This window comes from Sinorhizobium arboris LMG 14919 (assembly GCF_000427465.1).
In the GTDB taxonomy this organism is placed as follows: domain Bacteria; phylum Pseudomonadota; class Alphaproteobacteria; order Rhizobiales; family Rhizobiaceae; genus Sinorhizobium; species Sinorhizobium arboris.
The window spans coordinates 2,427,257-2,449,117 of sequence record NZ_ATYB01000014.1 but is presented as its reverse complement, the minus strand read 5'-3'; the positions used below and the strand labels follow the sequence as shown (position 1 = coordinate 2,449,117).

Sequence of the window (21,861 nt, the reverse complement as noted above, 5' to 3'; positions counted from 1 at the left end):
CCACTCAAGGTGCGAGTTCCCAGTCAAAAGCAACGATCCCCGGCGGCTGCTATGGTGGGAGAGGGGGCCTAATGCATCCCAGTGCGATCAGGATCGGCAGGTGCAAGCTTCTCCTGCAGGATCGGGTGCTGCTTGCGGACGGCAAGCCGGCGAAGATCGGGTCTCGTGCACTCGATATACTTCTGTGCCTCGCTCGCAAGCGCGGCCAGACCGTCAGCGCTCGCGAACTGATGAAGTCTGTTTGGCCGGACAGCATCGTGGAGGAAAATACGCTGCGGGTCCAGATCAGGAATCTCCGAAGAACGCTTTCGAGCTACGGCGGCGGTGTCTGCATCGTCAACCGCAGCGGCCGGGGCTACGCGTTGGTGGTGCCGGACGACAATCGAGGTGGCCGAACCGGGAATCCGATCGTCGAGCGCAGGCGAATGGCGGCAACGCTCACCGGACTGATCGGCCGAGACGACGCCCTGCGCGACATCACCGAGAGACTGCTTGATCATCGGCTTGTGACGCTGACGGGAGCGGGCGGCATCGGCAAGACGGCCGTGGCGCTGGAAATCGGCAAGCGATGGCAACACGCGGACAGGGAGGACGTCTACCATATAGATTTCGCGGGCCTGAGGGACGAGCGGCTCGTCGCCTCCACCGCGGCGCGTGCATTGGGGCTTTCGGTCTCCGACCGGTCGCCGACAGAGGCGATCGTCGGAGCATTGTCGGAGGCGAGAGCTCTCGTCATTCTCGACACTTGCGAGCACGTCGTCGACGGCGTGGCCAATCTGGTCGAATTGCTGCTGAAGAGCACGAGTGCGTTGCGCATCCTGGTTACGAGCCGCGAAGTCCTGCGCATCCGCGGAGAGTGGGTCACGCGGCTCCAGCCTCTCCCGTTTCCGGCGGATGAAATCATGGAAGACATCATCACGGACGCGTCCTATCCCGCGATCGATCTGTTCATGGAACGCTCGGCAGCTTCCGGCTGCGTGTTGCCGTTCGAGCCCGGCAGCGTCGCGGCGATCGGAAAGATATGCGCCAGGCTTGACGGGCTGCCTCTCGCGATCGAGCTCGCTGCCGCCAGAGTCGAGGAATTCGGCTTGTCGGGTTTGCTTACGCGGCTGGACCAGCACCTGAGCATCCTTACCGACGGGCTGCGCACCGGTGCGCCGCGACAGCGAACGATGCGGGCAGCGCTTGACTGGAGCTATGTCCTGCTCTCGCCGACAGAGCAGCGACTCCTGATGACGCTTTCGGTTCTGCAATCGCCGTTCACGCCCGAAACCGCGGTTGCGGTTGCCTCGGGCGAAAGCCTGTCCGAGCAGGACGTTCTGGACGGTTTGAACCTTCTCTATCGCAAGTCCCTGCTGAGCGTAGCTTCGATCGGAGGCCTTCAGCATTTCCGGCTTCTGGACACCACCCGGGCATATGCCGCGGAGCGGCTTCATGGCAGCGGCTACGAAAGACTCGTACGCGGGCAGCATGCGGCTTACGTCCGGAGCATTCTTGCGCGGGGCCGAGGCGCCGACTCGGCACTGCCACCGTCGCTCAGCGATTTCGAACTCCAGGAAGTCCGGGCGGCGCTGGACTGGGCATCCTCGGACGAGGGCGACGCCGAAACGCTTCTTGACCTGACGATCGCGGCCCTTCCTGCTTGGTTCGAACGCTCGCTCGTCGACGAATGCCGCAGACGCGTTCAGCAGGCACTTTCGGGGCTGAATCTATCGGAGCAGACGGATCCGAGGGCGCTCGATTTTTATGCCGCGCTCGGCGGCGCCTATATGAATATCGAAGGGGCGGGCGCTCACACCAGGTCCGCCTGGATGAAGGTTTATAAGCTCGCTGGCCGCCAGCGCAGCCTCAGTCACAGGCTCCAGGCCATATGGGGCCTCTGGGTCGATACGCGTAACAGGGGCATGTGTCACGAGGCAGTGAAACTCAGCCGTCGGTTCGAGCGGCTGGCAAGGGTGTCGGACGACCCGAGCGTACAGATGAATGCATGGCGGATGCAGGGCATCTCCAATTTCTTCCTCGGCGATCTCGTCAAGTCGAGAAGGTACATCGAGCGGGCGCTCGCGTCGGACGACGTCAGGTCCGATCTCGTCACCTTCCAGTTCGATCAGCGGATTACGTCCCGCTGTTTTCTCGCGCAAATCCTCTGGCTCCAGGGCTTTCCCGATCAGGCATTCGTTCTGGCCGTCCAGAACGTGGAAGATGCGATCGCTCTGGACCATCCGGGAACGATCTCCTATGCCCTGACGGAAGGCGGGTGTCCCGTCGCATGGAACGTAGGCGATCTCGCAGCCCTTGAGCGCTTCAGCAAGCTTGTTCTCCAACGAACCGCCAGGAAGGGCATGGAAGTCTGGAGGACCATAGGCGAGTTTTTCGATGGCATCCTCCGGCTGAAACGGGGGGACGAGGCCGGCCTGCAAATTCTGAAGGAAGCAATAAGCCTTCTTCGCACCACCTTCCGCGGCCCCGTTTTCACCAGGGGATTGGCGGTCTATGCGCTTGAGGTCGCACGGAGGGGGCGCGCGGCCGAGGCGATCGGGGCCATGGAAGAGGCTCTCCAGCGGGCCAGGGAGTGCTCGGAAGCCTGGTGTGCGCCGGAACTCCTGAGGATCAAGGGTCTGATCCATCGAGAACTTGGCCTGGCGGGATCGGAGATGCTGCTGCTGGAGGCGATGCGCCTCGGTTCTCGTCAGGGTGCTCTGGCCTGGGAGTTGCGTGCCGCTACGTCCCTCTGCGAACACTATCTGGACGAAGGCGAACATCAGAGGGCTTTCGAGACGCTGCATCCCGTCTACGAGCGGTTTGGGGAGGGATTCGCGACCGAGGATATGAGACGCGCAGACGCCGTGTTGCGGCGACTCGGTGCGAGCGCTCACATCAGGTCGTACGCGGCGAGTGTGACGTGATTTCCCCGTGCCGCGGCTTCACATAATTTCACTTATTTTCATGTGCGATTTCCGCAACTCCTGACTACGCTTCAATGGCGATTATTTCCTGGGGCGTCGGCGGGCTTTTCTCCTTCATCTGCAGATCGGTTCTCTTGCGTGCAGTATCTCGCCTGAGCCCCCGGGATGTTGAAGCAGTTTCTGTTTTCACAGGGGAGAATTCGCCGTGCCATCGACAGATCCAGGAAATGAAGCGCCGAAGGCGGGGACCGGCAATTCAATCGCCGACGCGCTTTCGGAAATCAGCCTGACGCGTAGAACGGTTCTTCAGGTCAGCGGAGGGGCGGCGGCACTCGCCGTTCTGCCGGAGGTCGTTGGCTCAGCCTATGCCCAGGCTCCCACCGAGGGCGCACGCGACGCGGTCGAGGTATCTTTCACGGTCAACGGAACTGCGACCGATCTTCGGGTCGATCCCCGATTGTCCGTTCTGGATATGCTGAGGGAGAGGCTCTCTCTGACCGGCACCAAGAAGGGGTGCAACCAGGGTGCGTGCGGTGCCTGCACGGTGCTGATAGATGGCAAGCGTGTCAATGCCTGTCTCGCGCTCGCCGTCATGTATGACGGCGCGACGATCACGACCATCGAGGGCGTGGCGGACGGGGAGACGCTTCATCCGTTGCAGGCGGCCTTCATCGAGCATGACGCCTTTCAATGCGGCTATTGCACATCGGGACAGATCATGTCGGGGCTCGGCTGCATCCGCGAGGGGCATGCATCCTCGGCCGAGGAGATCAGCTACTGGATGAGCGGCAACATCTGTCGCTGCGGCGCCTATCCCGGGATAGTCGCCGCCGTCGCCCAGGCCGCCAAGGAGGATCGCACATGAGACCCTTCGAATTTCAACGGGCGACCAGCGAGTCCGAAGCGATCGCCGCAGCCGCTGCCGGAGCCAGATATCTTGCCGGCGGGACGACCCTCGTCGACTTGATGCGCGAGGAGGTGGAGACGCCGGAAAAAGTCGTGGACATCAACCGCCTGCCGCTGAACTACATCCGGGCCACGGATGAGGCGATCGTCATCGGCGCGCTGGCGCGCATGTCCGAGGTCGCCGCCAATCAGGACGTGCGCAGACTGCAGCCCCTCATTCCGGAGACCCTGACGGAGGGCGCGTCGCCGCAGCTCCGCAACGTGGCGTCGATCGGCGGCAATCTGCTGCAGCGGGTCCGCTGTCCCTATTTCCGCATGCTGGATGCAGCATGCAACAAGCGCGTGCCGGGCTCCGGGTGCTCGGCGATCGGCGGCCTGAATGCCGGGCACGCAATCCTCGGCACCAGCGAACATTGCGCCGCCACCCATCCTTCTGATCTGGCGGTATCTCTCGTTGCGCTCGATGCAACGCTCCTTTTGAAAGGGCCTCGCGGCGAACGGGCGATCCCGGTGACGGACCTCTTCAGGCTGCCGGAGGCCACGCCCCATCTCGAGCATACGCTTGAGCCGGGGGAGCTCATTGCCGAGATTCGAATTCCGAATGGCCCCTATGCGAGGAAGGCCCGCTACCTGAAGGTGCGAGACCGGTCCTCCTACGAATTCGCCCTGGTATCGGCGGCGGCGGCGCTTCACATCGAGGACGGACTCGTCAAGGAGGCCCGCATCGCCGCAGGGGGCGTCGGCACGCGGCCGTGGCGCATGAACGCCGTCGAAGCGGCTCTGCTGGGCAAGCCCGCCTCACGCATCTCATACGAGGCGGCTGCGGCGGTTTCGACCGAGGGAACGCGCCCGCTCTCCGGAAACGGATACAAGGTGAAGCTCCTCCCCGCAACGATCGTTCGAGCACTCGAGATGGCAGGAGAAGTGGCATGACGACGGCAATCGGTACACCTTTGTCGCGCATCGATGGCCGCCTCAAGGTTACGGGCCAGGCGAAATATGCGGCTGAATTCAATCAGGAAGGCCAGGCCTATGCGGTCGTCGTTGGCAGCACCGTCGGGCTCGGGCGGATAGAGTCCATCGAGCGCGCGGCCGTCGAGAAAATGCCGGGTGTCGTGGCCGTCATCAGTCACCACAACGCGCAGCGGCTTGCCTACAACGAACACCGCGGTCCCATCGATCCGCCGTCCGGAGAACGGCTTCACGTCCTGCAGGACTCCGAGATACGCTTCTTCGGAGAACCGGTCGCCATCGTCGTTGCCGAAACGCTCGATCAGGCGGAGCATGCGGCCAACGAGCTCAGGATCACCTACTCCGCCCGCCAGCCGCAGGTCGATGCACATGCCGCCGAGCAGGTCATCCCGGCCGTCGCGCGCCGGCCGGGAGCCCGGACCGAGGCCGATGTCGCGCGCGGCGACGCCGACAAGGCTTTCGACTCCGCGCCCGTGAAGGTCGAGGCGGACTATGTCATTGCGCGCGAGAACCACAACCCGATGGAGCCGCACGCGACGATCGCCGCCTGGAACGGCGACCGCCTGAGGCTCTGGAGCAAAAGCCAGTTCGTCGTCAACGAGCAGGCGGAAATCGCCGCCATTTTCGGGCTTCCGCCCGAGAACGTGCAGGTGATCTGCCCGTTCATCGGCGGTGCGTTCGGCACCAGCCTGAGAACCTGGCCGCACGTCACCCTGGCGGCTTTGGCCGCGCGGCACGTCGGCCGCCCGGTAAAGCTCGTGCTGACGCGCAAACAGATGTTCTTCGCGACGGGACATCGGCCTTACACGCTGCAGCGCATCGCTCTGGGGGCGCAGCCCGACGGCAAGCTCATCAGTATCGTCCATGAAGGGGCAGGGGAGACGAGCCGTTACGAGGAGTTCATGGAGGCTCTCACCTCCGTGACGAGCTTCATGTATTCCTGCCCGAACGTCCGCACGAGCTATCGTCTCATTCCTCTGGACGCCAGCACACCGACTTACATGCGGGGGCCCGGCGAGGCGAGCGGCATCCACGCGCTGGAATGTGCGATCGACGAACTGGCCCACAAGCTTCAGATGGACCCGATCGACTTGCGGCGGATCAACGAACCGCAGATCGACGAGGGACGGCAGGTGCCCTTCTCCAGCCGATCGATGCTGAAGTGCTACGATCTCGGGGCAGAGCGCTTCGGCTGGAGCCGGCGGACGCCCGGGCCGGGCTCGATGCGGGACGGGCGCCTTCTGATCGGTTATGGAATGGCCAATGCCTCTTATCCATGCCTGTTTGCCCCGGCAAACGCACGAGTAAGGCTTCTTCCCGACGGGATCGTTGAAGTGGAGGCGGCGGCAAGCGATATGGGGCCGGGCACCTACACCTCGATGTCGCAGGTCGCCGCGGACTATCTGGGAATTCCCGTCGAGAGAATCCGGTTCTCTCTTGGCCGCTCCGACTTTCCGGCGACGCCGCCCCATGGCGGGTCGATGACCATGGCTTCGGTCGGCTCCGCGATCAGGGCCGCATGCCTCGACCTTCAGGCGAAGGCGGTCGTGCTTGCCGCAAAGGGCGGCGGCAATGCGGGGTTCGCCGGGCAATCGCCGGAAGCGCTGGAATGGCGAAACGGCATGGTGTTCGTGAAAGGACAGTCCGAGGGCGGAATCTCCTATGCCGATCTCGTGTCCTCCGCCGGCAGCGCCCCCCTTGCCGGGGAGGGGAGCGCGTCCCGCGATCCCGACACCGCGCAAAACTATTCCATGCACTCGTTCGGCGCGGTCTTCGCGGAGGTCGCGATCGACCCGGACGTGAAGACCATCAAGGTCAGGCGGGCGCTGGGAACCTACGGCGTCGGCCGGGTCGTGAACCCGAAGCTTGCAACGAGCCAGTGCATCGGCGGCATGATCGGCGGCATCGGCATGGCAATCATGGAACGGACCGTACTCGACAGGCGCGACGGGCGTCCGATCAATGCGCATATGGCCGATTATCTCGTGCCGGTGAACCTCGATACGCCGCACATCGAAGCCCATTTCGTCGATGAGGAAGACACGATAGCCAACCCGCTGGGGGTAAAGGGGCTCGGTGAAATCGCGCTTGTGGGCATGTCGGCGGCGGTAGCCAATGCCATTCACCACGCGACCGGAAGGCGGGTGCGCGAATTGCCCATCATGATCGAGAGCCTGCTGTAGAATGTAGCCACTTTCCGATCCTCATTCCTGCGTGCGTCACAGGAATGAGGATCGCGGCTTAGACGCTGCCTTTTGCCTCCTTCACGCCGAACCGCCAGCCTTCCACCGGCTCCAATTTGCCGCTCAGGAGCGGCCGCCCGGCGTAGAGGTCGCCGACCAATTCGAGCTTGCCGGCATCAGATCACGATGAATTCAGGTCGGATCGAAACGAAACCATGCGCGCGCATCTCCGGCCGGAACGGGGCGTTCCAAGAACGTGGAGCGATTCAGTGCTTCGACGAAACACTGAATCGCTCCAAAGGACGCGCGCGCAGGGCGAAACCGGTTACGTCCGCGGCTTCAGGTTCTCCGGGTCGTAGAGCGGCTTGTAGCCGACGCCGACAACCTCGGCCGGGTAGGTTTCGGCGAAATACTCGACGTTGAGCTTGCGGCCGACCTGGCAATGGGACCAGGGCAGATAGGCGAGCGCGATGTTCTTCCCGATCGTCGGACCGTAGGCTATGGAAGTGGTGTAGGAGCGGCGGCCGAGCTCGTCGACCAGCACCTCTCCGGTTCCGGGGTCCATGACCGGCAGGTTGCCGACCGGGTAGCGCTTCACCCCGTTCCTGTCGGTGTTCTCCGTCATGACGAGCGTGCAGAGCATGGCGGGCTGGTGCTCGCGCGCCTTGTACTCCAGATGCTTCGCCTTGCCGCGGAAATCCGCTTCCTTGACCTTCGGACGAGCAAGGTCGGCCTCGATAAGATTGTAGTGGGTGAGAAGATCGGCGTTCTGCAGGCGCAGGCTCTTTTCCATGCGGCGCGAGTTCGCATAGGTCTCGACGCCGAAGGCCATGACACCCGTGGCGCGCAGCGCATCCCAGACGGCCAAACCGTCCTCGTATTTCATGTGCAGTTCCCAGCCCTGCTCGCCGACATAGGAGATACGGAAGGCAGAGACCGGCTTGCCGGCGATCTCGATCTGCTTGATCGCGGCGAAGGGGAAGTTCTCAGGATCGAGGCCGGCCGGTTCCGCCACCACCTTCTTCAGTGTCTCACGGGCATTCGGGCCCCAGATGCCGATGGTGACGAACTTCTCCGAGACGTCCGTGATGGTGACGTCGAGGCCCCGGTCTTCCGCGACACGGCGCATGTAGTGGAAGTCGCGCGGGCCGGCATCGGCGCCGTTCACGAGACGGCAGCGGTCGGCCATGCGGAAGACGGTGAAGTCGGCCCGCACCATGCCCTCGTCATCGAGGAAATGGGTGTAGATGCCCTTGCCGATATTGCCGTCTCCACCGATCCTGGCAGCGCAAAGCCACTCGAGAAGCTCGACATGATCCGGGCCTTCGATATCGACCATGTGGAAGTGCGAGAGGTTGACGATGCCGCAATCCTCGCTCATCGCCAGATGCTCGGCGTTGGAAACGCGCCAGAAGTGGCGGTTGTCCCACTCGTTCTCGCGCACCGGAACGCGATTCCCGTATTTTTCCAGGAGGTGCTCGTTGGCGGCATAGCCGTGCGCGCGCTCCCAGCCCCCGAGTTCCATGAAGTAGCCGCCGAGCTCCTTCTCGCGCTCGTAGAAGGGCGAGCGCTTGGCGTTGCGGCCGGTCACGTAGGGCTCGCGCGGATGCACGGCCGGGAAGTAGATCTTCTGCGCCGCCTCGAAGCAGCGACCTTCGATGAACTTCTCTTCGAGCTGGTGCGGATAGAAGCGGGCGTAGTCGATCGAGGCGTGGTCGGTATGGGTACGCCCGTCCGTCATCCAGTCGGCGATCAGCTTGCCGTAGGCCGGGCCGTCCTTCACCCAGATGGCGACGCAGTACCAGAGGCCGCGCACCTTCTGGCTCTCGCCGCAGGAGGGGCCGCCGGCGGCCGATACCTGCAGCAGGCCATTGAAGGAGTGGCCCTCGTTATAGCCGAGCTCGCCGAGGATCGGCGTCAGCTCCATGGCGCGCTCCAGCGGCTCGATGATCTGCTCCATGTCAAGATCGCGCTGCGAGGGCGACAGGCGTGCCTCGTGCTTTTCGAGAATGTCGCGCGGATGGCAGAGGCGCGGATTGGTGGTCTCGTAATAGCCCCATTCGATCTGGCCGCCCTCGGTGGTCTTCGGGTCGCCGGTGTCGCGCATATAGGCCGAGTTGCCCTGATCGCGCAGCAATGGGAAGCCGATTTCCTTGCCGGTGCCTTCGAATTCGTTGTACGGGCCGAAGAAGGTCAGTGGATGATCGACCGGCATGACGGGCAGGTCTTCGCCCACCATTTCGGCGATCAGGCGACCCCAGATGCCGGCGCAGACGACGACGTGGTCGGCCATGATCGTGCCGCGATGCGTGACCACGCCCTTGATGCGGCCGTTCTCGACAAGGAGCGCAGTTGCCGGCGTATTGCCGAAGATCTGCAGCTTGCCGGACTTTTCGGCCGCATCGACCAGCTTGCCGGCAACCGTCTGTGAGCGCGGGATGACGAGGCCGGCATCCGGATCGAACATGCCGCCCATCACCTGATCCTCCTCGATCAGCGGGAACAGCTTCTTGATTTCGGCCGGCGAGACATAGTGTGCGCGGGTGCCGAAGGCCTTGGCGGAGGAAAGCTTGCGCTTGATCTCCTCCATCCAGGCGTGGTCGCCGGTGCGTGCGACTTCAAGGCCGCCAATGCGGGCGTAGTGACCCATCTTTTCGAAGAAGTCGATCGAATATTGCGTCGTCCAGACCGAGAGATAGTCGTGGCTGGTGGTGTAGCAGAAGTCGGAAGCATGTGCCGTGGAGCCGATATCCGTCGGGATACCCGACTTGTCGATGCCGACGATATCGTCCCAGCCACGCTCGATGAGATGGTGGGCGATCGACGCGCCGACGATGCCGCCCAGTCCTACGATTACGACCTTCGCCTTTTCCGGAAACTCTGCCATTGATGCGACCCTGGTTAATTTTGAAGCCGGATATTAGAGCCTGATGCGCCGCGAGTTGAGCCTGTCTACGACATAATCATCGTGCTGCACGACCAGATCGGTGCCGGTTGCTTGGGCGGGTCAAGCAGTAGTTCTTCGCTGAGCGGTGCGGAAATTCCGTGCCGAGTCGTTATTCACGGGATCTGCCTTTTGCGGACCTAGCGGTCCAAGGTAAGGCCGAGCGTGGGATTGCCCCTCAACCGGCTGCCGCCACCTTCTCCCCGCAGGCGGGGAGAAGGGATATGCCGCGCCCGCTCGCTCCCTCGAGCGGGCAGTGAATGCGGGGTTCAGTTGGCGCCGCTTGTCCCTTCTCCCCGCTTGCGGGGAGAAGGTGCCGGCAGGCGGTTGAGGGGGGTCTAATGCCAAGGGAAGGACAACAAGAGCATGCCGTAAAGGCATGGCGGGAGAACGTCGGCAAGCAGGTCAGGAAACTCGGGAGTCGAAAATGAGAGCGGGCGCTTTCCGCAGCCTGAGCCTGCTGCCGCCCTTACTCGCCGCCGCCGAAGAAGGTGAGGCGCGTGAAGAGGATATAGTTCGATTCCGACACCATCAGCGCGACGAAGACGAGCACCAGTAGCGGGGGCAGGATGATCGCGTAGATCAGCGCCAGTCTCTCCCATGCCATGTGCATGAACACGGCCACGATCAGGCCCGCCTTGAGCATCATGAAGATCAGGATGAGCGACCAGCGGAGATAGCCCTGCAGGCCAAAATAGTCGACCAGGTATGACAAGGCACTGAGTATGAAGAGCAGGCCCCAGACCAGGAGATAGAGCTTGATCGGGTGCTGCTGGTGCTCCGTATGGATCGCCGCATGTTGTGCCGCATGTGTCTCCGCGTGAGCCATGATGCCCTCCTCACCACAGATAGAAGAATGCGAAGATGAAGACCCAGACCAGATCGACGAAGTGCCAGTAGAGGCCGGTTATCTCGACGATCTCGTAGCGGCCCTTGCGGCTGGTAAAGAAGCCGCGCCGCTCCGATTCGAAGTCGCCGCGCCAGACCTTGCGGGCGATGATCAGCAGGAAGATCACGCCGAAGGTGACGTGGGTCCCGTGAAAGCCGGTGATCATAAAGAAGGTAGAGCCGAATTGCGCAGCTCCCCAGGGATTGCCCCAGGGCCGCACGCCCTCGGCGATCAGCTTCGTCCATTCGAAGGCCTGCATGCCGACGAAGGTGGCGCCGAACAGCGCCGTCAGAAGCATCAGCGCTGCGGTCTTGCGCCTGTCGCGGCGGTAACCGTAGTTGACGGCCATGGCCATCGTGCCGCTGCTCGATATCAGCACGAAGGTCATGATGGCGATCAGGATCAGCGGCATGTGCACCCCGCCGATCTCCAGCGCGAAGACCTCGCTCGGGTTCGGCCATGGAACGGCGGTGGACATCCGCGCAGACATGTAGGCAAGCAGGAAGCAGCCGAAGACGAAGGTGTCGCTGAGGAGAAAGATCCACATCATGGCCTTCCCCCAGGAGACGTCCTTGAAGGTGCGCTGGTCGGAGGCCCAGTCCGCCGCGAGCCCCGCCAGGCCGGACTTGCGCGGGAGCGTTTCTGCTGCGGGGTTCTTGATCGGAGCAGACATGTTCGACGGTTCCTATGTCAGCAGTTGGCGGCAGAAATCGATGACGCCGCTGGCCCAGCCGGCAAAAAGAGCGAAGAGAACCAGCCAGACGAACAGCATGAAATGCCAGTAGGTGGCGCAAAGCTCGATCGACAGGCGCGTCCTGTCGTCGGGCGGCGCCTGCGAGGCACGTGCGGTTACCCGGCCCAGAGCGAAGAGTCCGCCGAGGATATGCAAGCCGTGCATGCCCGTAAGCAGGTAGAAGAAGCTGTTGGCCGGGTTTCCGGCGAGGAAATATCCGGCACCCGCCAGTGCGCGCCAGGCGAAGAGCTGACCGACGAGGAAAGCGAGACCCAAGGCGAGCGCCGCAAGGAGACCGTTGCGCACCGCCTCGTCATGCCGCCGTTGCGCCTCCACCCTGGTCCAGTGCAGTGTGATGCTGCCGGCGGCGAGGAGCCCCGTGTTGAGCCAGAGAAGGCCGGGTAAAGGCAGCGCGCCCCAGTCGGACGACGCCATGCGCATGAAATAGGCGCTTATCGCAAGTGAAAACAGGGCGCCGACGACGGCGAGAAACACGCAGAGGCCGATTTTTGCCGGCGGCAAACGTGCTGTGCCCCGGCGGTCGTGGAAATAGCCGACCTCGAGCCACGGGCGCGACGTCAGGCGCTGTCCGGCAAGCCACCAGACGACGATCGCGGCGATCGCCGCCAGGAAGAAGGCGACGATGCTCATGAGTCGGCCTCGTGACTCGGGCGGCCGGGAGTCGGCTGGTTCTGCGGGATGAAATCTTCGGGCGCGCCGGGGACGCTGTAATCATAGGCCCAGCGGTAGACTACGGGCAGCTCGTCGCCCCAGTTGCCGTGTGGCGGCGGCGTCTCCGGCGTCTGCCATTCGAGCGTCGTCGCCCGCCAGGGATTGCCGCCGGCCTCGCGGCCGTGGCGCAGGCTCCAGGCGAGATTGAACAGGAACACGATCTGCGCAGCTCCGACGAGAAGCGCCATGACGCTGATGAAGGCGTTTAACTCTGCGACCGACGTCGTCAGGAAGGACGCCTCGCCGAGCTCGTGATAGCGGCGCGGTACGCCGATGAGACCGAGATAATGCATCGGAAAGAAGATGGCGTAGGCGCCGACGAAGGTCACCCAGAAATGGATCTGGCCAAGCGCTTCGTTGAGCATGCGGCCGGTGATTTTCGGATACCAGTGATAGATGGCGCCGAAGATGACCATGATCGGCGCCACGCCCATGACCATATGGAAATGGGCGACCACGAACATCGTATCGGAGAGCGGCACGTCGACGACCACATTGCCGAGGAAGAGGCCCGTCAGCCCGCCATTGACGAAGGTGACGATGAAGGCGAGGGCGAAGAGCATCGGCAGGGTCAGGTGGATGTTGCCGCGCCAGAGGGTGAGCACCCAGTTGTAGACCTTGATCGCCGTAGGCACCGCGATGATCAGCGTGGTCGTGGCGAAGAAGAAGCCGAAATACGGGTTCATGCCGCTCACATACATGTGGTGCGCCCAGACGATGAAGGAGAGGCCGCCGATGATGACGATCGCCCAAACCATCATGCGGTAGCCGAAGATGTTCTTGCGGGCATGGGTGCTGATGAGATCGGAGACGATGCCGAAGGCGGGCAGCGCGACGATGTAGACTTCCGGGTGACCGAAGAACCAGAACAGGTGCTGGAAGAGGATCGGACTGCCGCCGCCATATTGCAGCTGCTCGCCCATTTCGACGATGGCCGGCATGAAGAAGCTCGTGCCGAGCAGCCGGTCGAAGAGCATCATGACGCAGGCGACGAAAAGGGCAGGGAAGGCAAGCAGCGCCATCACCGTCGCGGTGAAGATGCCCCAGACCGTCAGCGGCAGGCGCATCAGCGTCATGCCGCGCGCACGGCCCTGAAGCACTGTCACGACATAGTTGAGGCCACCCATGGTGAAGCCGATGATGAAGATGATCAGCGAGGAAAGCATCAGGATGATGCCCCAGTCCCTGCCGCCGGGCGTTCCGGAAAGGACCGCCTGCGGCGGATAAAGCGTCCAGCCTGCGCCCGTCGGTCCTCCCGGCGCGAAGAAGCTTGCGGCCAGAACGAGGACGGCGAGCAGATAGATCCAGTAGCTCAGCATGTTGGCGTAGGGGAACACCATGTCGCGCGCGCCGACCATCAACGGGATCAGATAGTTGCCGAAACCGCCGAGGAAGAGCGCGGTGAGCAGATAGATCACCATGATCATTCCATGCATGGTGATGTACTGGTAGTAGGCCTCGGCATCGATCAGATCGAATGTGCCGGGAAAGCCGAGCTGCAGACGCATCAGCCAGGAGAGCACCAGCGCCACCATTCCGATGGCGATCGCGGTGGTCGCGTATTGAATGGCTATGATTTTCGCATCCTGGCTGAAGACGTAGCGCGTCCACCAGCTATGCGGATGATAAAGCTCAACATCCTCGACTTCGGGAGGCGGAAGTGCCTCGCCAATACCGGACCGGACGTCGACCATCATATCTCCTCCCAGAGGCTACTTCACGGCGCCTCCTACTGCGCCGCTGAGGCGGCGACCGCTGTCGACGCCGGGCTTAAGCATTCCCGCTCTTCTTCGGAAAGCGCGAATGCTCCAGTTCCTTGTTCGGTCGCAATTCCGGACGGAAAACCGCTACATACTTTTCCTGGAATCGCTCTTGTTTCTGCCGATGCGGACAGTTGCGAAAAGGTCTGCTGCTCGGCGAGCCAGGCCTGGTAGTCTTCCTCGGTGTCGACCACGACGGTACCGCGCATCTGCGGGTGGCCGACGCCGCAGAGTTCGGCGCAGAGTATCTCGAAGGTTCCGGTCCGAGTCGGCGTGAACCAGAAATAGGTCACCATGCCCGGCACCATATCCATCTTGGCGCGGAATTCGGGAACGTAGAAATCGTGCAGGACGTCGACGGACCGGAGCAGCATCTTGACCGGCTTGCCGACCGGCAGATGAAGCTCGCCGCCCTCTATGATGAGATCGTCCTGGCCCGCGGCGTCGGTCGTATTCAGCCCGAGTGTATTTTCAGGCACGATGTTGCGCGTTTCGGTCGTGCCCAGCTTGCCGTCCGCCCCGGGCAGCCGGAAGCTCCACAACCATTGCTGGCCGATCACCTCCACTTCGGACGCATTCTGCGGGACGGTGACGAACTGGTTCCAGACGAAGAGGCCCGGCGCAAGCATGGCCGCGACGCCGAAGGTCGTGCCCGTCGCGAGCCAGCCTTCGAGCCTCCTGTTCTCGGGCTCGTAAGCGGCGGTATTGCCGGGACGGTGGCGGAAGCGCAGGACGCAATAGGCCATGAACAGGACCACGGCAGTGAAGGCGATGCCGGTGATCCAGAAGGTGATGGTGATGGTATTGTCGATGTAACTCCAATTGGAGGCGATCGGGGTCCACCACCAAGGACTGAGCAAATGGAACAACACTGAGCCGACGGCCAGCAGAACCAGAATCACTACCACGGCCATTTCCTGTCCCTCCCCCGCCATGATCGGCCGTGAGACGAATACGCAATCCGCAGAGTTCCGATCACAATTATTGCACGAACGGAAAATACTGGCAAATCATCGGAAAGAGACCGTATTCGCTCTCCCCGGAAGTATTCCTATTTGGAATGCTGCTTCAGGTAGGCGATGACGTTGGCAATCTCCTCGTCCTTTTTGAGGCCGGGGAATACCATCTTGGTGCCCTTGACCATGGCCTTGGGATTGCGGAGATACTCGGTCAGCGCCGCGTCGTCCCAGACGAGACCACCCTTGCCCGCTTCGACCATGGCATCCGAATATTTGAAGCCCTCATGGGTGCCGGCCGTCCGGCCGATAATGCCTTGCAGCGACGGACCGACTTTGTTCTGGTCCTTGTCGATGACATGACAGGTTGCGCATTTCTTGAAGACGGTGGCGCCGGCTTCGGCATCGCCCTCCTGGGCGAGCCCGGCGACCGGACAGAGCGAGAGTGCCAAAAAAGACAGGGCAGCAAGTGCAATTCGCATGATACTTCCTCAATTTCGCCCGGCGCGGGGCAAGGAAGGCTATCGTCAAATCTGCTTTGGCGGTGCTTGCTTCTTAGAAATGGCGCGCCGGTGCGGTTGATACGTGCGACAGGAAAGAAGCTAGTCCTTGCCGGGGAGAAGTCAATTGCTCCTTCTGGCTAAGCACAGACTGCTGCCATGCATCGGCGACCCTGAGCATTTCAGAGGCGTTTGCCCTCCGTATCGAAGAAATGAAGGTGGTGGCCAGGAAAGCGGACGGGGACCGTGCCGGATGCGGTCAGAAACGATCGGTCATTGGTGAAGGCCTTGAAGGCCGCCCGCCCGACCGAGAGATGCAGGATGATGCCGAAGCCGGTCGGCTCGACCAGGTCGACGCCGGCAAGCAGCGTCTCCGGTCCGTGGCCGGCAAGCACGACATGTTCGGGACGGATGCCGAGCGTCACCTTCGAGTTGTTCGGAACGGGCGCGGCCGCGTCCAGCGGAATGCCGATGTCGCCCGCCAGCTCCAGGCGCGGCGCCTCGCCCGCATGATAGGTGCCTTCGAAGAAGTTCATGCCCGGCGAGCCGATGAAGCCGGCCACGAAAAGGTTGGCCGGGCGATCGTAAAGATCGAGCGGGCTTCCGACCTGCTGGACTACGCCGCCATTCATGGCGACGATCCGGTCGGCAAGGGTCATCGCCTCGATCTGATCATGCGTCACATAGATAGAGGTGGCGCCCAGATCCTTGTGCAGCTTCTTGATTTCGGCGCGCATCTGCTCGCGCAGGCGCGCATCGAGATTGGAGAGCGGCTCGTCGAAGAGAAAGGCCTTCGGCTGGCGCACGATGGCGCGGCCCATGGCGACGCGCTGGCGCTGGCCGCCGGAGAGCGCCCTGGGGCGGCGGTCGAGCAGCGGGTCGAGGCCGAGCTTGGCAGCGGCGCCCGCAACGACCGTCGTTATCCTGTCCTTGGCCGTCTTGCGGAGCCTCAGGCTGTAGCTCATGTTCTTCGCGACCGACATATGCGGGTAGAGCGCATAGGACTGGAACACCATGGCGATGTCGCGGTCCTTCGGGGCGAGTTCGTTGACTCGCCTGCCGGCAATGCGGATCTCGCCGCCGGTCACGCTCTCAAGCCCGGCGATCATGCGCAGCAGGGTCGACTTGCCGCAGCCGGAGGGACCGACGAGCACGACGAATTCGCCGTCGCTGATGTTGAGGTCGACGTCGTGCAGCACCGGGTGGGTACCGTAGGACTTCTTGATGTTGGCGATGTCGATGGAAGCCATTGCGTATCAGCCTTTCACCGCGCCGGCCGTGAGGCCCTGGACGAGATAGCGTTGAATGAGGAGGAAGAAGAGGCAGGCCGGGATCAGTGCCAGCACGCCGGCGGCCATCATCTGGCCGAAGTCGACCGAGAATTTCGAAACGAAGGACAGGAGCCCGACCGGAAAGGTCGCCTGCGCGTTGCCGGAAATCAGCATCAGCGAGAAGAGCAGTTCGCTCCAGGCGGCGGTGAAGACGAAACCGAGGGTCGCGGCAATGCCGGGCAGCGTCAGCGGCAGGATGATCTGGCGGAAGGCGACGAACTGCGTCGCGCCGTCGATCATCGCCGCCTCTTCGAGGTCCCTCGGAATGCCGTCGAAGAAGGACTGCATCAGGAATGTCGCGAAGGGAACGTTGAAGGCGGTGTAGACGACGACGAGGCCGGTGAGACTGTTGGTCAGCCCCAGCGGCGAGAGGATCTTGAAGATCGGCGCGACCAGCATCACCAGCGGAAACATCTGTGTCAGCAGCATCAGCGTGACCAGCCAGTATTTGCCGCGGAAACGGAAGCGCGAAAGCGCGTAGCCGGAGAGCGAGGCGAGGATGGTGACGATGACGGCGGTCGACCCGGAAACGATGAGGCTGTTGCGGAAGAACACCGGGAAGGCGCTGTGCCGCAGGACGAAGTCGAAGTGTTCGAGGCTCGCCCGCGACGGCCAGAGACGAATACCTTCCGAATAGAGAAGATCGTTCGGCGTGACGGCGACCTTGAGCAGCCAGAAGAGAGGGAAGAGCGCGAAGGCGATAAAAGCGAGGATCGCCAGGCGGTGGGCAATGGTCAGAAATGTTGGTTTGGCGCGCATGGTCTCAATCCTTGCTCAGGAGCCACTGCCGCAGGATCACGATCAGCAATGAATAGGCGAGGAGCAGCGCCAGCAGCACCAGCGCGATCGCCGAGGCATAGCCGAAATCCAGCCGCTTGAACGCCTGGGTGAAGATGTAGCTTGCGACGATCTGGGTTCGGTCCGCCGGTCCGCCATTGGTCATGACGATGATGAGATCGGCGAAATTGGAGATCCAGACCGTGCGCAGCAGTATGGTGATCGCGATCGTCGGGGCCAGGAAGGGAAGCGTGATCGAAAGGAAACGCTGCAGCGGGCCGGCCCCGTCGATGCTCGCCGCCTCGTAGAGATCGCGCGGGATCGCCTGGAGTGCCGCCAGCAGTGTGATTGCGAAGAAGGGAATGCCCCACCAGATATTGGCGACGATCGGTCCCCACATGGCAAGCTGGGGATCGGACAGAATGTTGGTCGGCTGGCTCATGATGCCGAGGGCGAAGAGCCAGTGCGGCAGCGGACCGACGACGGGATTGAAAAGCCAGGCCCAGTTGAGGCCGGCCAGGAAGCTCGGCACCGCCCAGGGCAGGAAGACGAGCGCCTGCGCGATCGCGCGCCCATAGAAAGGTTTGTCGAGCAGAAGCGCCAGAATGAGCCCGAAGGCGAACTGCAGAAAGACGGAGGCGCCGGTCCACCAGAGCGTGTTGCGCAGCGAACGGAAGAAAGCCTGGTCCTGGGCGAGGGCACGGAAGTGATCGAGGCCGACGAACCCGCCCGAGAAGGGGTTGAGCAGCTGGATATCGCGGAAGGCGTAGGAGATGCCGAGCACCAGAGGCACCAGCATGACCGTAACGATCAGAATGAGCGCCGGGGCGGTGTAGAGATAGGGCGCAGAGGCGTCGGCGATCCGCTTCATCAGCGGCGGGCGAATTGCGGGCAGGCCGTCATGGCGTGCGGCATAGGCCATTGGTCGGAATTCCCCTATTTTTGACCGCCGTTATCGATGGCGTGCCTTCTTTCATCACGTCGGAGGACCGGCGGCGGTTAAGCGCCGCCGGTCGAGCATTACTTTTTGTTTGCGAGGTACTTCTGCTGCGCCTTTGTCAGGTAGTCGGCCCACTGATTGGCGAGCTCTTCCGGCGTGATGTCGCCGAGGAGGGCCTCCTGGCTCGTCTTGATGGCAAGCGAATCCTTGAAGAAGGCGAATTCTTCGAGATAGGTCGGCATGACCGTCAGCACGACGTCCTTGTCGGCGAGTTCGTCGAACCAGCCCTTGAACTGCGGGCTCGCATAGAAGGGGTCCTTCTCGGCCGACTTATGGACGGGCAGCGCGCCGGTGCGCTTGTTCCACTCGATGTTGCCTTCCGGCCCCTCCAGCGTCTCGACCAGCTTCCAGGAGAGATCCTTGTTCTGGCTGGCGGCAAGGATCGACCAGCCGGCAAAGCCGATCGTGGTAAAGGCCTTGCCGCTCGGCCCCTTCGGCATGGTGGTCACGCCGAAATCCTCCGGCTTCATGCGCTGAGCGATCGCGATCAGCGCGTCCGGATCCTGATCCAGGAAGGCGCAGGTGCCGCTGTAGAAGCCGGCGACGATCTCGTTGAAGCCCCAGTTGACGCTGTCCTTCGGCGCGAGCCCGTTCTTGTAGAGGTCGATGACCCAGGTGAGGCCTTTGATCCAGCCCTCGCTGTTCATCGTCGAGGTGCCGTCCTCGTTGAAGAACTTGTTATCGCCGGCCATGGTCGCGCCGAACATGACCCAGCCGTTGAGCCCGCCCGGACCGCCGCGCAGGCAGTAGCCCGATTTGCCCGGGAGCTTGGAGACCGCCTCGGAAGCCTTGACGAAGTCGTCCATCGTCTTCGGCGGTTCGGCGACGCCCGCTTCCGAGAGCAGCTTCTTGTTGTAGAACATCGCCCGGAGATAGAAGCCGTAGGGCAGCATATAGGCGGTGTCATTGACGTCGCGGCCGAGTTCGAGCGCGCGCTCGGTGAGGCCAGGCGTGTGCTCCCACTTTTCGAGATAGGGCTCCAGGCTTTCGAGCATGCCGTTATTGGCATAGAGCGACAGCCAGGTGTCCGGCATTTCCATGACGTCGGGGATTTCGCCGGCCGAGACCATGGTCGCGAATTTCTGGAAGGCTTCGCCCCAGGGCAGCGAAATGATCTCCACGGTCGTACCGGGATTCGCCTGTTCGAACTTGGCGACGATCGACTTCAGCGTTTCGGTGCGCTCGGGGCTGGTGATGACCTCGACGAGCTTCAGCTTCGTGTCGGCAAGAGCGCTGCCGGCCATCAGCGTGGCAAGCAGGGTGGCTGTGATCAGTTTCCTCATTTTATTGTTCCCTTTGTTCTCGCTTGTTGCGTGTTCGTCAGCCTGACGAAGCGGCTGTCATCGCCGCTTCGAGATCGCTCCAGAGGGCCTCCGTTCCCTCCAGGCCGACATGGAGCCGTACCGACCGCGGTGAAATGCCGAAGGCTGCCGCGGAATTGGGCTCGGCTTTCTGCGCCAGGACGACTTCGCCCGGCACGATGAGGCTTTCGTGGCCGCCCCAGGAGACGCCGAGCTTGAACAGTTTCAGGTGATCGGCGAAGCGGCGCACGTCGAAGCCTTCGCGGAAAATGAAGGAGAAGAGTCCGGAGGTGCCGGAGAGACCGGGCGGCAGATGGTTGCCGAGGCCCGGGTGGCACACTGTTTCGACCAGCGGATGCTCGGCCAGGCGGCGGGCGACCGCGAGCCCCGAGCGCTCATGTGCCTTCATCCGCACCGGCAGCGTGCGCATGCCCCGGATCAGCAGCCAGGCGTCGAAGGGCGAAAGCTTGCCGCCGAGATAGGGATAGGCTTCCGAACGGATGCGGCCGATCAGCTCGCGCGATCCGGCGACGACGCCGGCGACGACATCGCTATGGCCACCAAGATATTTCGATGCCGAGTGAATGACGAGATCGACGCCGAGCGAGACCGGCTGCTGAAACACCGGGCTCGCCCAGCTGTTGTCGATGACCGTGACGATCCCTTGCCGGCGCGCAAGAGCCGCAAGCGCTGCGACATCGTGCGTGTCCATCACCCAGCTGGTCGGGCTTTCCATGTAGAAGAGCTTGGCGCCGGGAAGCGCCTTGGCAATCGCCTCTTCGTCGCGCCCGTCGACATAGGTGACCTCGACACGCATGCGCTTCAGATGGGTGCCGAAGAGGCGGAACGCATCGGGATAGACATGCTTTACGGCGACGATCCGGTCGCCCGGCTCGACGAAGGAGAGGACTGTGGAGGAGATCGCCGACATGCCGCTTGCGAAACCGATGGCGTCTTCGGCGCCTTCGAGCTTCGCCAGCATCTCCTCGAAATGCCTGACCGTCGGATTGAGCCCGCGGGTGTAGATAGGCCGAACGCGCTCGCCCCGATAGGAGGCGACCATCTCGTCATAGTCCTTGAAGGTGAAGAGAGAGGTCTGCACGATCGGCGGTACGACGGCGTCGAAAGCGTTGCTCTCGTCATGCGCGACGATAAGGGAGGCTCTCTCGAACGGGTCGAGGCCGTTGTTCATTTGGACATTTCCTTGATGTCTTCCTCGACAACCGCGAGGATTTTCAGCGTTTCCGCGCGCGCGGCCTCAGCGTCCTGCGCCGCGATCGCATCGAAAAGCGTTCGGTGAAAGGGAAAGGAGCGCCTGGCGAAGTCCGAACGGTCGAAGGGCTCGTCCCAGAAGCGTTCGAAGGCCTCGCGCATCTGCTCGAGCAATTGTTTGAAGAGCGGATTGTGAGTCGCGTCGTAGATCGCAAGATGGAAGGCGAGGTCTTCCGGGCCGGACGTCCCCTTGGCGAGATGAACCCGCTCCATCTCGTTGAGCTTCGTTTCGATGTTGACGAGGTCGGCCTCCGTGCGGCGCCGGGATGCGACCATGCCGGCCTCGACCTCGATGCCGCGCCGCACTTCGAGCGTCTGCAGAAGCGCGTCGCGAAGGTGCTCTGTGTCGAGCGCCAGCGGCATATGGATGGTCGCGGTGGAGATGGCGCGCAGGAGATAGGTGCCGCTGCCCTTGCGCGCCTCGACGACGCCGAGCGCCTGGAAATGGCTCAGCACCTCGCGAATGGTGGAGCGGCCCACGGCGAGCGCCGCCATCAGTTCCCGCTCCGCCGGCAGCCGGTCCCCCGGATTGAGCCCCGATCTTTGAATGTAATCGGCAAGAGCGGATATCACCTGCTGCGCCCGATCGGCGGGCGGAAGGGGCAGGAGCATCGCTCTATCCTGCAGGGGCATCCGGTTCTCCCAGGACCAGAATTGGTCTGACATCTGAGCAATATGCAGGGGATCGAACAGGTGGTC

17 protein-coding genes are annotated in these 21,861 nt (G+C 62.8%); 4 read left to right on the top strand and 13 right to left on the bottom strand.

Annotation, left to right across the window (positions count from 1 at the left end; all coding sequences use genetic code 11):
- The first annotated feature begins 71 nt into the window (after positions 1–71).
- The 4 genes from SINAR_RS0123195 (at position 72) to SINAR_RS0123180 (ending at position 6,967) form a co-directional block, all read left to right on the top strand.
- A complete protein-coding gene (locus SINAR_RS0123195; protein WP_028001302.1) occupies positions 72–2,906 on the top strand; it encodes an ATP-binding protein in 2,835 nt (944 codons plus the stop codon).
- A gap of 259 nt (positions 2,907–3,165) precedes the next feature.
- Entirely contained in the window at positions 3,166–3,771 is a 606-nt protein-coding gene (locus SINAR_RS0123190) for a (2Fe-2S)-binding protein (protein WP_028001301.1), read from the top strand.
- The gene (locus SINAR_RS0123185; RefSeq protein ID WP_028001300.1) at positions 3,768–4,745 is read left to right on the top strand and encodes an FAD binding domain-containing protein; all 978 of its coding nucleotides are present in this window, start codon (positions 3,768–3,770) and stop codon (positions 4,743–4,745) included. Before SINAR_RS0123190 ends, SINAR_RS0123185 begins: the two co-directional genes overlap by 4 nt.
- Positions 4,742–6,967, top strand: a complete 2,226-nt coding sequence (locus SINAR_RS0123180) for a xanthine dehydrogenase family protein molybdopterin-binding subunit (protein ID WP_028001299.1) — start codon at positions 4,742–4,744, stop codon at positions 6,965–6,967. The genes SINAR_RS0123185 and SINAR_RS0123180 overlap by 4 nt, the downstream gene beginning before the upstream one ends.
- A 325-nt stretch (positions 6,968–7,292) precedes the next feature.
- Here SINAR_RS0123180 and SINAR_RS0123170 read toward each other — a convergent pair whose 3' ends face one another.
- The 13 genes from SINAR_RS0123170 to SINAR_RS0123110 all read right to left on the bottom strand — a co-directional run bounded on the left by SINAR_RS0123170 (position 7,293) and on the right by SINAR_RS0123110 (position 21,795).
- Positions 7,293–9,854, bottom strand: a complete 2,562-nt coding sequence (locus SINAR_RS0123170) for a GcvT family protein (protein ID WP_028001298.1) — start codon at positions 9,852–9,854, stop codon at positions 7,293–7,295.
- Between the two features lie 526 nt (positions 9,855–10,380).
- Positions 10,381–10,740: a cytochrome C oxidase subunit IV family protein gene (locus SINAR_RS0123165; RefSeq protein ID WP_028001297.1), complete on the bottom strand. Its 360-nt coding sequence runs from the start codon at positions 10,738–10,740 to the stop codon at positions 10,381–10,383.
- A 10-nt stretch (positions 10,741–10,750) separates the two neighbouring features.
- The gene (locus SINAR_RS0123160) at positions 10,751–11,473 is read right to left on the bottom strand and encodes a heme-copper oxidase subunit III family protein (RefSeq protein ID WP_028001296.1); all 723 of its coding nucleotides are present in this window, start codon (positions 11,471–11,473) and stop codon (positions 10,751–10,753) included.
- 12 nt (positions 11,474–11,485) lie between these two features.
- Positions 11,486–12,184 (bottom strand): cytochrome c oxidase subunit 3, encoded by a 699-nt coding sequence (locus SINAR_RS0123155; RefSeq protein ID WP_028001295.1) that lies wholly within the window; start codon positions 12,182–12,184, stop codon positions 11,486–11,488.
- Positions 12,181–13,962 carry a cytochrome c oxidase subunit I gene (ctaD, locus tag SINAR_RS0123150; protein WP_028001294.1) on the bottom strand — a complete coding sequence of 594 codons (1,782 nt, stop codon included), beginning with the start codon at positions 13,960–13,962 and terminating at the stop codon, positions 12,181–12,183. Before ctaD ends, SINAR_RS0123155 begins: the two co-directional genes overlap by 4 nt.
- A gap of 32 nt (positions 13,963–13,994) precedes the next feature.
- Entirely contained in the window at positions 13,995–14,939 is a 945-nt protein-coding gene (locus SINAR_RS0123145; protein WP_028001293.1) for a cytochrome c oxidase subunit II, read from the bottom strand.
- Positions 14,940–15,076: 137 nt separating this feature from the next.
- Positions 15,077–15,463, bottom strand: a complete 387-nt coding sequence (locus SINAR_RS0123140; protein ID WP_028001292.1) for a c-type cytochrome — start codon at positions 15,461–15,463, stop codon at positions 15,077–15,079.
- A gap of 200 nt (positions 15,464–15,663) precedes the next feature.
- On the bottom strand, positions 15,664–16,731 hold the full coding sequence (locus tag SINAR_RS0123135) for an ABC transporter ATP-binding protein (RefSeq protein ID WP_028001291.1): 1,068 nt from the start codon (positions 16,729–16,731) through the stop codon (positions 15,664–15,666).
- 6 nt (positions 16,732–16,737) lie between these two features.
- Positions 16,738–17,571: a carbohydrate ABC transporter permease gene (locus SINAR_RS0123130; protein WP_028001290.1), complete on the bottom strand. Its 834-nt coding sequence runs from the start codon at positions 17,569–17,571 to the stop codon at positions 16,738–16,740.
- Between the two features lie 4 nt (positions 17,572–17,575).
- On the bottom strand, positions 17,576–18,511 hold the full coding sequence (locus SINAR_RS0123125; RefSeq protein ID WP_028001289.1) for a carbohydrate ABC transporter permease: 936 nt from the start codon (positions 18,509–18,511) through the stop codon (positions 17,576–17,578).
- 98 nt (positions 18,512–18,609) lie between these two features.
- The gene (locus tag SINAR_RS0123120) at positions 18,610–19,872 is read right to left on the bottom strand and encodes an ABC transporter substrate-binding protein (protein WP_028001288.1); all 1,263 of its coding nucleotides are present in this window, start codon (positions 19,870–19,872) and stop codon (positions 18,610–18,612) included.
- Between the two features lie 37 nt (positions 19,873–19,909).
- On the bottom strand, positions 19,910–21,082 hold the full coding sequence (locus SINAR_RS0123115) for a PLP-dependent transferase (RefSeq protein ID WP_028001287.1): 1,173 nt from the start codon (positions 21,080–21,082) through the stop codon (positions 19,910–19,912).
- The gene (locus SINAR_RS0123110) at positions 21,079–21,795 is read right to left on the bottom strand and encodes a FadR/GntR family transcriptional regulator (protein ID WP_028001286.1); all 717 of its coding nucleotides are present in this window, start codon (positions 21,793–21,795) and stop codon (positions 21,079–21,081) included. Before SINAR_RS0123110 ends, SINAR_RS0123115 begins: the two co-directional genes overlap by 4 nt.
- Between the last annotated feature and the right edge of the window lie 66 nt (positions 21,796–21,861).